A 15858-nucleotide genomic window follows, 5' to 3' on the forward strand; every position below is an offset into this window, starting at 1 on the left:
CGCCCCGCCGCGCCCGGCGTACCCCGATCAACCCGCCGCCGTTCCCGCCCGCCGCGGTGGCGCCACCGACCACCCGGGACACCGTCACCGTGCTCCAGGTGGCCGGGCCGCGCTTCGGCCGGGGCGTGATCACCCCCGGCGCGCCGGTCACCCCAGGCGAGGTGCAGGAACACCTGATGGGCGACCTCACGCTGCTGATGAACGACGGCGTGCCCCGGCCGGACCTGCTCGTCGTCGCCGGCAACCTCACCGAGTCGGGCAGCCCGCGCGAGTTCTCCGACGCGCTGAGCTTCCTCACCGGCCTGCGGGTGCTGCTCGGGCTGGAACCGCACCGCCTGGTCGTGGTGCCCGGCCCGCGCGACGTGACGATGGCCGCCAGCCGCGCGTACTTCGCCACCTGCGAGGCCGACGACGTCGACCCGCAGCCGCCGTACTGGCCGAAGTGGCGGCACTACGCGCGCCTGTTCGACGACCTCTACCAGGGGCTCGACGACCGGATCTTCGACAGCGAGCAGCCCTGGACACTGTTCCCGGTACCCGACCTGCGGGTGGTGGTGGCCGGGCTGAACTCCACCATCGCCATCACCCACCGGGAGGAGGACCGGTACGGCTTCCTCGGCGAGGCGCAGTCCAGCTGGTTCGCCCAGCGCCTGCGCCACTACCAGCAGTCCGGCTGGCTGCGGCTGGGCGCGATGGCGCACGCGCCGGGGGCGCGCAGCCCGTACGCCGACGAGGTGCCCCCGGACCCGGTGTCGCTGCGCGACCGCGGCTCGGTCAACCGGCTGGTCGGCCCGATGCTCAACCTGCTGCTCTCCGACGCCGCGCCGTCGGCCCGGGTCGACCCGGTGGTGCCGCTGGCCGCCGCGCCCCGCGACGGCCGGGCGCAGGTGCTGCGGCTCGGCGGCGACGGGATGACCCGCTGGGTGCTCGGCCGCGACGACCGGCTCGACGGCGGCACGGTCACCGCCGTGTCCTGGCCGCACGCGGAGGCCACCTTCGGCGCGTCCGGCCCGGCCCAGGTGCCCGACCCGCGTCGCCCGGCCGCCGTCGAGGGGGCCACCCAGGGCGCGGCGGTGGCCGCCGCGCCGGTCGCCCCGGTGCAGCGGCTACTGGACCGGCTCGCCGAGGTCTGCGAGGCCCGCTACGACCGGGTGGTGGTGCGCCGCGTCGGCACCGATCCGCCGCACCTGTACATCAGCTACCGCTCCGACGGGGTGGTCCGCCAGCAGCGCGTCGGCGCGCACGTGGGCACCCCCACCGCCGCCGACGTGGACGTCTTCGCCCGCCGGGTGCACGCCACCGACCCGGACATCGCCTCCGAGCTGGTCTACGACGGCGACCGGGTGCCGCGCGGGCTGGCCGAGGAGGCGCAGCGGCGCGGCGTACGCGTGCTGCACCTGACCGAGTTCCAGGGCCTGCTCGACCTGCGCGAGTACGTCGCCGCGCAGACCGCCCGGCTGCAGGCCGACCGGCTCTACCCGCCCGGGCAGTACGTGCCGCAGCGCTACCGCCACCTCGTCGGCGCCGACCAGCGCGTCCGCGACGACGTGGTGGACGAGCTGCTGGAGACCGTGTCCGCGCCGGACGGCCGGTTCGTGCTGGTGCTCGGTGACTTCGGCCGGGGCAAGACGTTCGCGTTGCGGGAGGTGGCCCGGCGGCTGCCCACCGCCGCGCCGGACCTGATTCCGATCCTGGTGGAGCTGCGGGCGCTGGACAAGGCGCACTCCGTGGACGGGCTGGTCGCCGCGCACCTGGCCAACCACGGCGAGCAGGTGATCGACCTCAAGGCGTTCCGCTACATGCTGCGCCAGGGCCGCATCGTGCTGCTGTTCGACGGCTTCGACGAGCTGGTGGCCCGGGTGACCTACGACCGGGCGGCCGACCACCTGGAGACGCTGCTGCAGGCCGCCGAGGGCAACGCGAAGATCGTGGTGAGCAGCCGGACCCAGCACTTCAAGACCAACTCGCAGGTGCTGACCGCGCTCGGCGAGCGGGTCGGCCTGCTGCCGCACCGCCGCGTCCTGGCCGTGGAGGACTTCACCCCCGGGCAGATCGAGGCGTTCCTGCGCAACCGGTACGGCGGCGACGAGCGGGCCGCCCGCGAGCGGATGGACCTGCTCGCCGGCGTGAAGGACCTGCTCGGGCTCTCCCGCAACCCGCGCATGCTCGGCTTCATCGCCAACCTCGACGAGGGGCGGCTCGCCGCCGTCGCCGGGGCGGGCGGCACGTTCAGCGCCGCCGCGCTGTACCGGGAGATCCTGGAGTCCTGGCTGGACTTCGAGGAGCGCCGTACCCAGGGCATCCCGGGCGCCCCGGTGAGCCTGCGCCGGCCCGAGCTGTGGCAGGCGGTGAGCCGGCTGGCGTTCCAGCTCTGGGAGAGCGGCGAGGCGTACCTGCGCCTGGCCGAGCTGGCCGAGTCCACCGGCCAGCTCGCCGGCCGGGCCGACTCGCGGCTGTCCGGCCCGCAGGCGGCGCACGCGGTCGGCGCGGGCAGCCTGCTCGTCCGTACCGACGACGGGCTGTTCGGGTTCATCCACACCTCGGTGATGGAGTGGCTCGTCGCCGAGGGGGTGGCCGAGCAGATCAACAGGGGCGAGGAGCCGGGCGCGCTGGCGGTACGGTCGCTGTCCGCGCTCGCGGTGGAGTTCCTCGGCGACCTCGCCGACCCGGCCCGCTGCACCGCCTGGACCGCGCGGGTGCTCGGTGACGAGTCGGCGGGCGAGACGCTGCGCGCCAACGCTCTGCGGCTGTCCGCCCGGCTGCGCCTGCCCGACCGGGCCGACCTGCGCGGCGCGGTGCTGCGCGGCGAAGACCTGTCGCACCGCGAACTCGCCGGCGCCGACCTGACCGGTGCCGACCTGACCGACGCGCGGCTGATCGCCACCAACCTGACCGAGGCGCGGCTGGAGCACGCCCGGCTGCGCGGCGCCCGGCTGGACCAGGCCCGCCTCGCCGGGGCGGACCTGCGCGACGCGGAGATGGCCGGCGCGCGCCTGTTCCGGACCGATCTGCGCGGCGCGCGCGTGGCCGGCAGCAGCTGGCACCGCACCGCGCTGATCGACGTCAGCGCCGACCCGGCGCTGCTGCGCGCCCCGGAACTGCGTGGCGCCGTCGTCGCACCGGGCCGGCCGGTCGCGCCGGGCCTCGCCCCGCCCGCCGTGGGCGTCGGGTACGGCTTCGAGGTGGGCCGGCTGCCGGTGCCGGTGGCGTACAGCCCTGACGGCGCGGTGCTCGCCGTCGGCAGCGACGACGGCGGTGTGCTGCTCTGCGACACCGCCACCGGGCTGCCGGTACGCACGCTCCAGGGGCACCGCTCCCGGGTGTACGCGGTCCGCTACGACGCCGCGTCCCACCAGCTCGTCACCGGCTCGGCCGACCTCACCGTACGGCTGTGGGACGCCGACCACGGCGACGTGCGGCACGTCATCGAGGACGTGTTCACCGGCTGGGTGTGGCCGCTGCTCACCGACGGCCGCCGCGGCCGCCTGGTGGTCGGCGACGCCGCGGGCGTGGTGCGGCTCTACGACACCCGTGGCGCCCGGCTGCGCCACGAGTGGCCCGGCCACTCCGCGCCGATCTGGGGCACCTCGTTCAGCCCGGACGGACGGCGGGTCGTGGTCGCCGACAGCGCCGGCACGGTCCGTGGGTGGGACATCCCGACCGGCAAGCTGGCGTTCGAGGTGCAGGAGCCCGAGGTGGTCTACCGGGTCGTGCACTCACCGGACGGCCGGCTGCTGGCCGCCGTCGGGCAGCACGGCCGCATCTGGATCCGCCGGGCCGCCGACGGCGAGCTGCTGCGCGCGCCGCGCGGCCACGAGGCCGACGTGTACGCCCTCGACATCCACCCCGACGGCACGCTGATGGCCACCGGCGACACGCACGGCGCGCTGCGGCTGTGGGAGACCGAGACGGGCCGGCCGGTGCGGGTGCTCGGGCGGCAGCGCGGCGCGATCTACAGCGTCCGGTTCAACGGCGACGGCAGCCTGCTCGCCACCGCCGCCAGCGACGGCGCGATCCAGCTCTGGGACACCGACGACGGGCAGGTGCGGCACGAGCTGACCCGGCACCGCGGCTCGGTCTGGCCGGTGGTCTGGCGGCCGGACCAGAACCAGGTGGCGACCAGCAGCAACGACGGCACCACCCGGCTGTGGGACGTCCGCAGCGGGCAGCTCCAGCACACGCTGCGCGGGCACGGCCGCAAGGTCACCGCGCTGTCCTTCCGCGACGACGGCGAGGTGCTCGCCGCCTGCGGCAACGACGGCGTGATCCGGCTCTGGGAGCCGCGTACCGGCCGTCTGCTGCGGCAGCTCGCCAGCCCGGCCGACCGGCTGCTGTCCGTGGTGTTCTGCCCGGATGAACCGCTGGTGGCCACCCCGAGCGGCGACGGCGGCGTGCACCTGTGGAACACCGACACGGGCGCCGACGAGCGCGAACTCAACGTGGACACCGACCACGTCTGGGCGGTCGCGTTCAGCCCCGACGGCGACGCCCTCGCCACCGCGAACGACGACGACACGGTACGCCTCTGGTACCGCCGTACCGGCCGCCACTTCGCCACGCTCACCCCGCACCGGGGGCGCGTGCGCACCGTCGCGTTCAGCCCCGACGGCGAGACCATCGCCACCGGCTGCGACGACCAGACGGTACGGCTCTGGGACGCCGCCACCGCCACCTGCCGGCTCACCCTCGAACACCACACCGACCGGGTCTACTCGGTCGGCTTCAACAGCGAGGGCACGCTGCTCGCCAGCGCCGGCAACGACGGCACGGCGGTGGTCTGGGACGCGGTCACGGGTGAGCGGCGCCTGGTGCTCACCGAACACGACGGCCGGCTCTGGTCCTGCGCGTTCAGCCCGGACGGCAACCTGCTCGCCACCGCCGGCGACGACCTGGTGATCCGGCTGTGGGATCCGGTCACCGGCCGGCTGCACGGCACCCTTGCGGCGCACACCCGGCGCGTCTGGTCGGTGCACTTCAGCCCGGACAGCAGCCTGCTCGCCAGCGCCGGTGACGACGGCACGGTACGGCTGTGGGACGTCGCCGACCCGGAGCACGCCCAGTTGCGGACCACGCTCATCGGCCTGCCCGACGGGTGGGCGGCGGTCAGCCCGGACGGCCGGTACAAGCTGGACGGCGACCCGGGCGGCCAGTTCTGGCACGTCATCGGCACATGCCGCTTCGAGGTGGGCGAACTGGACCCCTACCTGACCCAGGTCCGCCGCCTCTCCGTGGACGCCCCCTTCTGACCCCCCGGCCCCCGCGCTCTCCCCGGTGATCAAGGAGTTCGTGTCCGGATCGGACGTCGTATCCGACACGAACTCCTTGGTCAACTCGGGGCAGGCGGGGGAGGCGGGGCGGCAGGTCCGGTCCAGCGGACCTCGCCGTCGTGCCACACGTCGGTGGGGGCCAGGCCGCAGGCCGTGGCCACCGCGGCCGACGCGCGGTGGCCGGGATGGATGTGGGCCACGAGGGTACGCACACCGCGCCGCCCCAGCCAGCCGGCCATCCCACGGGCGGCCTCGGTGGCGATCCCGCGCCCCTGCCACCGGGTTCCCACCACCCAGGCGATCTCCGCGACCGGTCCCGCGGTGGCCGGTGCCGCCTCGTCGAGGTGCCGGTGTCCTACCGCCCGCGCGCCCGCCGTGGCGGCGTCCGTCACGGTCCCGTGTGGCTCGGTGACCGTGGCTTGGACGAAGCCGGCCAGCCGGCCGCCGTCCCGGAGCCGGATGACCCAGTTGCACCACGACTCGGCCGGGTCGGGTGAGCCGGCGACAAGCCGTTCGTAGCGGGCCCGCAACGCCGCCGGGGTGGCGGGCCCGCCGCCGATGAAGGTGTGCAGCGCCGGGTCGGCGAGGACGGCGGCCATCTCCTCGGCATGCTCGACACCCAGCGGCAGCAGATTCAGCCGTGCGGTGGGGATCGGTTCCGGCGTGAACCCGCTCGTCGACGCCGGCGCGCCGGTCACTTCATCCATGATCGCGCTTCCAGGAGATGGATGACCTGGTCTCGCGGCAGCGAAACGAACCTCACGGTATCCCAGGCCGCCCCGAGAAACGCAACGCCATCAGCGATCCCCAGCCCCGGCCAGCCAGCCCCGGCCAAGCCAGCCTCGCTGATCTTGCAGTTTGTGCCCGGGTGAATGGGGCATTCGGGGCGCCGCTCGGGCCGAAAGTGCAAGATCGCGGGGAGAGAGAGGGGCGGGGGCGGGGGCACCGGTCAGCGCCGCCATTTCTGGTTGGCGGCGCCGGTGCAGTCCCAGATCTGCAGCCGGGTGCCGTCGGCCGAGCTGGGACCCGTCGCGTCCAGGCACTTGTTCGCCTGGGGGTTCACGATGTCCCCGGCCGCGCTGAACACCCACTTCTGCGCGCCGGTGCCGTTGCAGTCGTAGAGCTGCACCTTGGCGCCGCTCGCCGTGGACCCGGCGGCCACGTCGAGGCACTTGCCGAGCGCGCGTACCGAGCCGTCGGCGTTCCAGGTCCAGCGCTGGGCGGCGGTGCCGTTGCAGGTCCACAGTTGCACCGGGGTGCCGTTCGCGGTGCCGGCGCTGGCCACGTCGACACACTTGTTCCCGTACCCGACGATCTGGCCGCCGGTGCTCCCGCCGCCGTTGTCCCACGCCTGGACCCGGACGTAGTCGATGGTCATGGTCTGCGGGAACGTGGTGCTGCCGTCCGGCGAGCCGGGCCAGTTACCGCCGACCGCCACATTCATGATCATGAAGAACGGGTGGTCGAAGACCCAGCGGTTGCCGCCGATGTCGGCGGGCGTCTTGCGGGAGTACGCCACGCCGTCGAGGTACCAGGTGATCGAGTCCGGCGCCCAGTCCACCGCGAACGTGTGGAAGGCGTCGGCGAGCGCCTGGCCGCCCGGGAGCGAGGTGGACGCGCCGACGCCGCTGCCGCCGGAGTAGCCGGGGCCGTGCAGCGTGCCCCAGACGGTCGACGGCGCGTAGCCGACGTTCTCCATGATGTCGATCTCGCCGCTGCCGGGCCACGGGTTCGTGCCGATGTCGTTGCCGAGCATCCAGAACGCCGGCCACAGCCCCTGTCCACGCGGGACCTTGATGCGCGCCTCGAACCGCCCGTACGCCTGGGCGAACGTGCCGTTGGTGAGCAGCCGGGCCGAGGTGTACTGGCAGCTTCCGTACCAGCACGAGTAGCCGGCGGGGTTCTCCTTGCGGGCGGTGATGACCAGGTTGCCGTTGCCGTCGAGCGCGGCGTTGCGGGTGCTGTTCGTGTAGTACTGCAGCTCGTTGTTGCCCCAGCCGCCGCCACCGATGTCGTAGCGCCACTTGCTCGCGTCGGGGGCGGCGCCGGCCGGGCCGTTGAAGTCGTCGGACCAGGTGACCGCGCCGGGGGCGGCGGCGGCCGGGGTGCTGGGGACGGCGGCGAGGGCGGCGGTGAGGCCGACCGCTGTCACCGCCAGGGCGGCGAGGGTACGGGTGGTGCGCACGGGGCGCCTCCTGCGGGGTGGTGGCTGTTCCCCGTCACGGCGGCCGGCCCCGCCCAACGGTTAACAAACCATACAAATAGACTTCGATGAAGGTATGAACGAAGTCGGTCGATGTCAAGAGAGCGTTTCCCGCTGGCGCTCCGATGTGGGCTCCGGCTCGCGTTGCCGCACCACGGTGGGCCGGCGCATGTCCCGCCACGGGCCGCCCAGCAGCGGCGTCAGCACCACCAGCAGATAGCAGGCGCCCATCACGACGAGCGTGGACGTGGGGCCGAACCGGTCCGCGGCGAACCCCGCGCCGACCGCGCCGGCCGGCATGGCCGCCCACGCGCCCGCGCCGATCACCCCGTACACCCGGGCCCGCATGGCCGGCGGCACCCGCTCCAACTGGACCGCGCCCATCAGCGGGTTGAGCGCACCGGCGGCCAGCCCGGCCGTCGCGACCACGGCGACCACCACCGGCAGCGGCGGCGCGGCGGCGAGCGCCCACAGTGGTGGCGCGCCGCACACCACGTACGCGGTGACGAACGTGGCCCGGCGGGGCAGCCGGTGACCGATCGCGCTGAACACCAGCGAGCCGACCAGCGCCCCGCCACCCATGACGCCGACCAGCAGGCCGAACGCGGCCGGCCCGCCGAGTTCCCGTTCGGCGACCACCGGCAGCAGCACCTGGCTCTTGGCCGCGTCGAACAGGTTCGTCACCAGCACCAGCAGGACCATGGCGCGCAACAGCGGCTCGCGGACCAGGAAGCGCAGCCCGGCGGCGAACTGCCGCCAGTAGCCACCGGTCTCCGGCTCGCTCCCGTCGTCGGACGGCCGCAGGCCACGCGGTACCAGCAGGGTCACCACGAGCGCCGACACGGCGAACGTCACCGCGTCCAGCGCCAGCACCGGCACCGCCCCGAACACACCGACCAGCAGGCCGGCCACGGGTGCGCCGATCATCCGGGCGCCGCGCGAGGTCGCGTCCTCCCACCCGGCGGCCCGCTCGATCGGCACCCCTGCCGCCGCCGCGGCCTCCGGCAGCAACGCCGTGCGCGCGGTCTGCCCCGGCGTGTCGAGCAGGCCGCTGACGAAGACCAGGGCCAGCAGCGCCGGGAACGGCAGGCCGACGGTGGCGTGCAACAGGGGTACGGCGGCGATCGTCACGCCGGAGATCACGTCGGCGAGCACGCTGGAGCGCCGGTAGCCGATCCGGTCGACGAGCACGCCGCCGAACGCGCCGCCGAGCACCACCGGCGCGGTGGCGAACGCCCCGGCGAGCCCGGTGGCGGCGGGTGAGCCGGTCTCGGCCAGCACGTAGAGCGGCAGCGCGATGAGCGTGAGCACGTTGCCGGTCAGCGAGACGGCGTGCCCGATCAGCAGTCCGGCCAGGGGCCGGCGGTCGCGGGTCACTGCGGCCCCCGGTACGCCTGCCAGATGAGCGTGACCATCTCGGCGCCGGGCCGGCCGGGCGCGCCGCGCTCCTGCCAGCGCCGGCCCAGCGCGGACAGCTCGTCGCGCAGTTCGACCAGTTCCTCCGGCGTCAGGCGCAGCACCATGTCGCTGCTGGTGGTGCCGCGGACCCACGCCGGGTCGAGGCTCGCCTCCGAGTCCAGGTACGCCTGGTAGCGGTCGACGTAGCGCTGCATGGCGGCCTGGCGCAGCATGTTGCCGGCGAGCCGGCGCTCCGGGTCGTCGAGCAGTTCGAGGGGATCCCAGTCGGTGGTGGCGTGCGCGGCCCGCCACCACCGCTCGCGCCGGTCCCGGGCCAGCTCGGGCGCCTCGGCCACGAAGCCGTGCTCGACCAGCTTGCCGACGTGGTAGCTGACCGAGCCGACCGCCTCGCCGGTCCGCTCGCTGAGCATGCCGACCGTCTGCGGGCCGCGCAGGCGCAGCTCGCCGAGCAGCCGCAGCCGGGTGGGGTGGGCGAGCGCCCGCATGGCTCGCGGGTCGCTCACGCGCCGGTTGCCGGTTCCGTCAGTCATGCCGTCAGGCTAGACCTACAAGACATGATGTACAAGGAGTCTTGTATTTATCGCGCTGCCTCGGATGTGTGGCGGTACAGGTCGCGCAGCAGGCACACCTCGGACAGGTGGTGGATCACCTCCCGGTTGATGTGCAGCACGAGCGTGGCCATCGGGACGTCGGCGAACGGCCCCTCCGCCGGGCCGCAGGGGCGGGCCAGGCCCTCCTCGCCGAGCGCCTCGACCCCCGCCGTCCAGGCGGCGTACTCCTCGTCGAGCTGGGCCAGCGCGCCGGCCGCCGTCGGGGAGTAGGGGAACGAGGCGTAGTCGGTGGGCGCGCGGCCGAAGTGCGACGCGTTGCGCATGGCCAGCACGCCGACGATGACGTGGGCCAGCCGCCAGGCGATGGTGGTGAACGGCGGCGGGTCCGGCTGCGGCATCGCGAAGTCGATCGCCGGGGTGCCGTCGTCGCCGCGCGGCCGCACGTTCCAGCAGTCGGGGACCGGCTCCCAGAGGTATTCGGCGTCGGTGAGCCCGGCGAGGCGGTCGCGCAACTGGTAGGTCCAGTGCCAGGTGAGCTGCTCGCGGAGCAGCGGGTTCCAGGTCAGATCGGTCATGCGCCTCAGCGTGCCACCGCCCTGGGACAGAAAACGGCGCGCTCAGCCCCGCCGCGCCGCCGCCCGGCCCTTGAGCCGGCGGCCCATCTCCCGGGCGATCTCCTTCTTCGCGTCCCGCTCGGCCAGCGCCTGGCGCTTGTCGTACGACCGGCGGCCCCGGGCCAGGCCCAGCTCCACCTTGGCCCAGCCGTCGGCGAAGTACATCGACAGCGGCACCAGCGTGATGCCGCCGTCGCGCAGCTTCTCCAGGATCCGGGCGATCTCCACCCGGTGCAGCAGCAGCTTGCGGGTGCGCCGGGGCGCGTGGTTGGTCCAGGTGCCGAAGCCGTACTCGGCGATGTGCAGGCCGTACAGCATGATCTCGCCGTCGCGCTCCTGGGCGAACGCGTCGACAAGCGACACCCGCCCCTCGCGCAGCGACTTGACCTCGGTGCCGGCCAGCACGATGCCCGCCTCGTACGTCTTGAGGATGTCGTAGTCGTGCCGCGCCTTCTTGTTCGAGGCGATCAGCTTGCGCCCGTTCTCCCTGGCCACGCGAGCAGGATACTCGCCGGGGGCGGTTGCGGGCCGGTCGCCGGGCGCGCCGCGGCCACCCAGCCGGTGGTGATGAGCAGCAGCGCGGCGCAGTAGGTGACCATCACCAGCAGCCCTCGCCCGGGCAGGTCCACGCCGGCCGCGCCCACGCCGATGAGCAGATCGGAGACGAGGAAGAGCGCCCCGCCCGCGGCGACCCGCGCCGACACCCCGGTCGCGGCGGCGGCCATCAGGCACAGCGCCAGGCTGTAACCGAGCACCGGCAACCGAAGCGGCCCGAGCATGCCCCAGAGCAGCGCGTTCGCGCCCGCCCAGGCGACCAGGTAAGCGGCCAACGCCACGACCGGCGCGCGCCGGTGCCGGACGAAGGCGGTGATGAACGCGATCTGGGTGACCAGGAAGAAGCCCATCCCGGCCAGGAACGCGGCATCACCCGGCAGAAGCAGCGCGACGTCGCCCGCGGTGGCGGCGACCAGGCCGACCGCCACCGCGTCGACGCGGCGCCGGTGCGCCCAGAGGTACGCCAGCAGCACCGGCGCCAGCAGCGGCTTGGCCAGCCACTGGAGCGCTGTCGAGTCGAGCGCGACCCCGACCAGTTCGACGGTCGCGATCAGCCCGAACAGGGGCAGCAGCCAGGAGCGCCTCATCGGGCCGGCTGCCAGCCGGGACGGCCGAACAGGTAGCCCAGCCGGTGCCGCCAGGAGTCGGCCCGGCGTACGTCGGACCAGATCGCGGCGAACTCGTGGGTGGCCACCCGCAGCGGGTTGTAGGTGCCGATGTTCTTGGTCAGGCCGTAGCGCGCGGTGGCCCGCTCCGGCTCGAACGTGCCGAACAGCCGATCCCAGATGATCAGGATGCCGCCGTAGTTGCGGTCCAGGTACTCGGTGTTCGAGCCGTGGTGCACCCGGTGGTGCGACGGCGTGTTGAAGATCCACTCGATCGGCCGGGGCAGCACCCTGATCCGCTCGGTGTGCAGGAAGAACTGGTACAGCAGGCTGACCGACTGCTGGAGGAAGATCATCCACGGCGGGATGCCGAGCAGTGCCAGCGCCAGCCAGAACGGCAGCGAGGTCATCGGCGTCCAGCTCTGCCGCAACGCGGTCGAGAAGTTGTAGTAGACGCTGGAGTGGTGCACGACGTGGCTGGCCCAGAGCACGCGTACCTCGTGGTGCGAGCGGTGGAACCAGTAGTAGGCCAGGTCGTCGGCGAAGAACAGGATCACCCAGGTCCACCAGTCGCCGGGGGACAGGTGCACCGGCGCCACGGTCCACAGCGCCGCGAACGCACCGACGGTCAGCAGCTTCCACGGGAAGCCGATGATCTGGCTGCCCAGCCCCATCGACAGGCTGGTGGTGGTGTCGCGCAGCTCGTAGCCGCGTTCGTCGTCGTCGGGCAGGAAGCGGTAGGAGACCGCCTCGATGACGATCAGGAGCAGGAACGCCGGGACGGCGTACAGCACGGCGGGGATCATGCGCGCGCTTCCCTTCCGGAGGTGGGGGTGGTGGGGGTGGTGATCGGCGCGGTCAGCAGCTCCCGGGCGTGCCGGGCCGCCGCCGCGCCCTGACCGGAGGCGATCGACGCGGCGAGACGGCGGTGCCCGGCCACGTCGAGCAGTTCGGCCGCGCGGGCGTCCGGGGGGACGTCGCCGACCGCGAACGTGCCGGCCACCAGGCTGTTGAAGGCGAGCTGGTAGGCGGTGTTGCCGCTGCCGCGCACGATCAGCCGCCAGACGGCGATGTTCGCCTCGTTCATCAGGTCCAGATCGGGGGCCAGGTCGCCGTACTCCTCGGCGGCCCGGACCAGGGCGGCGACGAGCGCCGCGTCCGCGCGCTCGGCGCAGAGCCGGGCCGCGTCGATCCCGACGCAGGCCCGCATCTCCAGCATGTCGCGCACCAGCGTCTCGACCGGGAGTACGTCGCCGGAGCGGGCCAGCGACAGCGCGAGGTCCAGTCCGGCGTGGACCCGCCAGTCGAGCACCCGGGTCGCGCCGCCCTGGCTGACCCGGACCAGGCCGAGCTGTTGCAGGCGGCGCAGCGCCTCCCGGACGGCGTGCCGGTTGACCGCGAACGCCCCGGCCAGCTCCCGCTCGCCGGGCAGCGTCTCGCCCGGCGCGTAGCGACCGGACACGATCGCGTCGCGCAGCCGCCCGAAGACGTGGTCGGAGACCGAGACACGAGGCGCGGGATCGAAGGTCATGCGAGGCAGTGTGGCCCCGAACGCATCAACCCGTCAACTGGTTGTACCAGTGGATTCGGGGCGGCCGGTGCGTGCCCCCTTGGTCACCCCTCGTATCCTTTGCGCCGTAGGCCCGCCAGAGGGAAGGGAGTCGGTGTGAGCGACCGGGTCGAGACGTTGGAGTTCCAGGCCGAAGCTCGTCAGCTGTTGCAGCTGATGGTGCACTCGATCTACTCGAACAAGGACGTCTTCCTGCGCGAACTGATCTCGAACGCGTCCGACGCGCTGGACAAGCTGCGGCTGGAGTCGCTCGTCGACAAGGAGCTGCCGGCGGACACGTCCGACCTGCACATCGAAATCGAGGTCGACAAGGACGCCCGTACGCTCACCGTGCGGGACAACGGCATCGGCATGACCCGCGACGAGGTGGTCGGCCTGATCGGCACGATCGCCAAGTCGGGCACCGCCGAGCTGCTGCGCAAGCTGCGCGAGTCCGCCGACACCGCCGCGTCCCAGGAGCTGATCGGCCAGTTCGGCGTCGGCTTCTACGCCACGTTCATGGTGGCCGACAAGGTGACGCTGCTGACCCGCCGCGCCGGGCAGTCCGGCGGCACCCGCTGGGAGTCCGCGGGCGAGGGCACGTACTCGATCGAGGAGGTCGAGGACGCACCCCAGGGCACCTCGGTCACGCTGCACCTCAAGGCGGTCGACACCGAGGACAACCTGCACGACTACACCGCCGAGTGGACGATCCGCGAGATCGTCAAGCGGTACTCCGACTTCATCTCGTGGCCGATCCGGATGACTGTCGACAAGCCCGGCGAGGACGGCGCCACCACCCGCGAGGAGCAGACGCTCAACTCGATGAAGGCGCTCTGGGCGCGTTCGCGGGACGAGGTCGACGAGGCCGAGTACAAGGAGTTCTACCGGCACGTCGCGCACGACTGGGCCGACCCGCTCGAGACGATCCACATGCGCGGCGAGGGCACCTTCGAGTACGAGGCGCTGCTGTTCCTGCCCTCGCACGCCCCGCTCGACCTGTTCTCCCCGCAGGGCCGCCGCGGCGTGCAGCTCTACGTCAAGCGCGTGTTCATCATGGACGACTGCGACGCGCTGATGCCCAACTACCTGCGCTTCGTCAAGGGCGTGGTGGACGCGCACGACCTGTCGCTGAACATCTCCCGGGAGATCCTCCAGCAGGACCGGCAGATCCGCGCGGTGCGCCGCCGGCTGGTCAAGAAGGTGCTCGCCACGCTCAAGGACATGTCCGCCGAGTCGTACCGCACGTTCTGGACCGAGTTCGGCGCGGTGGTCAAGGAGGGTCTGCTGGAGGACCCGGACAACACCGAGACGCTGCTGGAACTGGTCCGCGCCGCCAGCACCCACGACCCGGCCGAGCCGACCACGCTGCGCGACTACGTGGAGCGCATGAAGGACGGGCAGAGCGAGATCTACTACGCCACCGGCGAGAACCGGGCCACCATCGAGAACTCGCCGCACCTGGAGGCGTTCCGCGCCAAGGGCTACGAGGTGCTGATCCTCACCGACCCGGTGGACGAGGTGTGGGTCGAGCGCGTCGGCGCGTACGACGGGAAGACGCTGCGCTCGGTCGCCAAGGGGCAGGTGGACCTGGAGACCGAGGAGGAGAAGGAGAAGGCAGAGGCGGAACGACAGGAGTACGCCGACCTGCTCACGTTCCTCGGCGGCGCGCTCGCCGACAGCGTCAAGGAGGTGCGGCTGTCCACCCGGCTGACCACCTCGCCGGCCTGCGTGGTGGGCGACGCGCACGACATGACGCCGACGCTGGAGAAGATGTACCGGGCGATGGGCCAGGAGGTGCCCCGGGTCAAGCGGATCCTGGAGCTGAACCCGGCCCACCCGCTGGTCACCGGGCTGCGCAAGGCGCACGGCGAGGGTGCCGACGCCGCGGCGCTGACCGAGACCGCCGAGCTGCTGTACGGCATGGCGCTGCTGGCCGAGGGCGGCGAGCTGGCCGACCCGGCCCGGTTCACCCGGATCCTCGCCGACCGCCTGGCCCGAGGCCTGTAGCCCCACCCGCCCCGCCGGCCGGACCCGGCCGGCTTGATCGACTCCATTACGCCGAGGTGGCGGTATCAGGATGCCCCCGATACCGCCACCTCGCCGAGCTGGCGTGGATCAAGCTGGCTTGTCCCAGGATGGGGAAGATCAGTCCCAGATGGAGGGAGCGGGCTCGGTGAGTGAGCTCCCGGTGGGTGGTCTCTGCAGGCCCGCGTCGGCAGGGCCTGCCTGAGTGGACGGGTGTGGGTCGGGCTGGATCTGGTGGAGCCGGTGAGGCGCCGGCCTGGTGTCCAGCCGCGCGGCCGGCCGTAATCGCCGTTGGCTGGTGAAGGGGCCGCTGAGCCGGTGCGCCGGGGCGGCGAGCCCGGTCGGCTCAGGGGAGGGCGGGGTAGAGCGCGGCCACCCCGCCGGACAGTCCGGCCTGGACCCGGCGCGCCACGTCGTCGGCCAGGATCTCGTAGCTGTCGGACTCGATGCCGTCGGCGGCGAGCCGGGCGACGTCGGCCGGGTGGGCCTTCGGGCCGGGTACGGCGGCGGCCATCTCGGTGTCCATGTAGCCCACGTGCAGGCCCGCGACGCGGACGCCCCGGCCGGCCAGCTCCAGGCGCAGGGCGTTCGTCATCGACCACTCGGCGGCCTTGGCCGCGCCGTACGCGCCGACGCCGGGGAACGTGAACCAGGACAGCGCGGACAGCACGTTCAGGATCGTGCCGCCGCCGTTCGCGGCGATCCGGGGCGCGAACGCCCGCACCACCGACAGCGTGCCGAGGTAGTGCGTCTCCAGCTCCAGCCGGATCTTCTCGAGGTGGCCGTCGAGCAGGTCGGTGCCGGTGCTCACGCCCGCGTTGTTGACGAGCAGCGTCACGTCACCGGCCCGCTCCGCGGCGGCGGCGACCGACGCGGGGTCGGTGACGTCCAGGCGTACCGGGGTCACGCCGGGCAGGTCCACGGCGTCCGGGTTGCGGGCGCCGGCCCAGACGGTGGCACCGCGCGCGGCGAGTTCGGCGGCCAGGTGCCGGCCGAAGCCGCGGTTGGCGCCGGTGACCAGGGCGGTGCTTCCAGCGATCTTCATGTGTTGCTCCGAGGTGTGGTGA

12 protein-coding genes are annotated in these 15858 nt (G+C 73.2%); 2 read left to right on the plus strand and 10 right to left on the minus strand.

Going from position 1 to position 15858, the window contains the following annotated elements; genetic code table 11:
* Window positions 1-5246 (plus strand): WD40 domain-containing protein (locus AC2CHG_RS15020; RefSeq protein ID WP_484524960.1); only part of this gene is annotated, 5246 nt, incomplete at its 5' end.
* An 80-nt stretch (window positions 5247-5326) separates the two neighbouring features.
* Here AC2CHG_RS15020 and AC2CHG_RS15025 read toward each other — a convergent pair.
* The 9 genes from AC2CHG_RS15025 to AC2CHG_RS15065 all read right to left on the minus strand — a co-directional run bounded on the left by AC2CHG_RS15025 (window position 5327) and on the right by AC2CHG_RS15065 (window position 12745).
* Window positions 5327-5974 carry a GNAT family N-acetyltransferase gene (locus AC2CHG_RS15025; protein WP_484524961.1) on the minus strand — a complete coding sequence of 216 codons (648 nt, stop codon included), beginning with the start codon at window positions 5972-5974 and terminating at the stop codon, window positions 5327-5329.
* A 242-nt stretch (window positions 5975-6216) separates the two neighbouring features.
* The gene (locus AC2CHG_RS15030) at window positions 6217-7452 is read right to left on the minus strand and encodes a ricin-type beta-trefoil lectin domain protein (RefSeq protein WP_355508815.1); all 1236 of its coding nucleotides are present in this window, start codon (window positions 7450-7452) and stop codon (window positions 6217-6219) included.
* Between the two features lie 114 nt (window positions 7453-7566).
* Window positions 7567-8847 carry an MFS transporter gene (locus AC2CHG_RS15035; protein WP_262011631.1) on the minus strand — a complete coding sequence of 427 codons (1281 nt, stop codon included), beginning with the start codon at window positions 8845-8847 and terminating at the stop codon, window positions 7567-7569.
* Entirely contained in the window at window positions 8844-9419 is a 576-nt protein-coding gene (locus tag AC2CHG_RS15040; protein WP_262011630.1) for a winged helix-turn-helix domain-containing protein, read from the minus strand. Before AC2CHG_RS15040 ends, AC2CHG_RS15035 begins: the two co-directional genes overlap by 4 nt.
* Before the next feature lie 47 nt (window positions 9420-9466).
* A complete protein-coding gene (locus AC2CHG_RS15045; protein WP_484524962.1) occupies window positions 9467-10015 on the minus strand; it encodes a DinB family protein in 549 nt (182 codons plus the stop codon).
* A gap of 42 nt (window positions 10016-10057) precedes the next feature.
* Window positions 10058-10549 carry an SsrA-binding protein SmpB gene (smpB, locus tag AC2CHG_RS15050; protein ID WP_262011628.1) on the minus strand — a complete coding sequence of 164 codons (492 nt, stop codon included), beginning with the start codon at window positions 10547-10549 and terminating at the stop codon, window positions 10058-10060.
* The gene (locus AC2CHG_RS15055) at window positions 10522-11196 is read right to left on the minus strand and encodes a lysoplasmalogenase (protein ID WP_262011627.1); all 675 of its coding nucleotides are present in this window, start codon (window positions 11194-11196) and stop codon (window positions 10522-10524) included. Before AC2CHG_RS15055 ends, smpB begins: the two co-directional genes overlap by 28 nt.
* Complete coding sequence (locus tag AC2CHG_RS15060) at window positions 11193-12020, minus strand: sterol desaturase family protein (protein ID WP_262011626.1); 828 nt, start codon at window positions 12018-12020, stop codon at window positions 11193-11195. The genes AC2CHG_RS15055 and AC2CHG_RS15060 overlap by 4 nt, the downstream gene beginning before the upstream one ends.
* Complete coding sequence (locus AC2CHG_RS15065) at window positions 12017-12745, minus strand: FadR/GntR family transcriptional regulator (protein WP_484524963.1); 729 nt, start codon at window positions 12743-12745, stop codon at window positions 12017-12019. Before AC2CHG_RS15065 ends, AC2CHG_RS15060 begins: the two co-directional genes overlap by 4 nt.
* A gap of 135 nt (window positions 12746-12880) precedes the next feature.
* Between AC2CHG_RS15065 and htpG the strand changes: the two genes are divergently transcribed.
* Window positions 12881-14773 (plus strand): molecular chaperone HtpG, encoded by a 1893-nt coding sequence (gene htpG, locus AC2CHG_RS15070; RefSeq protein ID WP_357211170.1) that lies wholly within the window; start codon window positions 12881-12883, stop codon window positions 14771-14773.
* 364 nt (window positions 14774-15137) lie between these two features.
* Here the strand turns inward: htpG and AC2CHG_RS15075 are convergent, their stop codons facing one another.
* Window positions 15138-15836, minus strand: coding sequence for an SDR family oxidoreductase (locus tag AC2CHG_RS15075; protein ID WP_402806520.1), 699 nt, complete (start codon window positions 15834-15836; stop codon window positions 15138-15140).
* Window positions 15837-15858: the final 22 nt, after the last annotated feature.

Source organism: Micromonospora sp. ATLC20, from assembly GCF_057196585.1.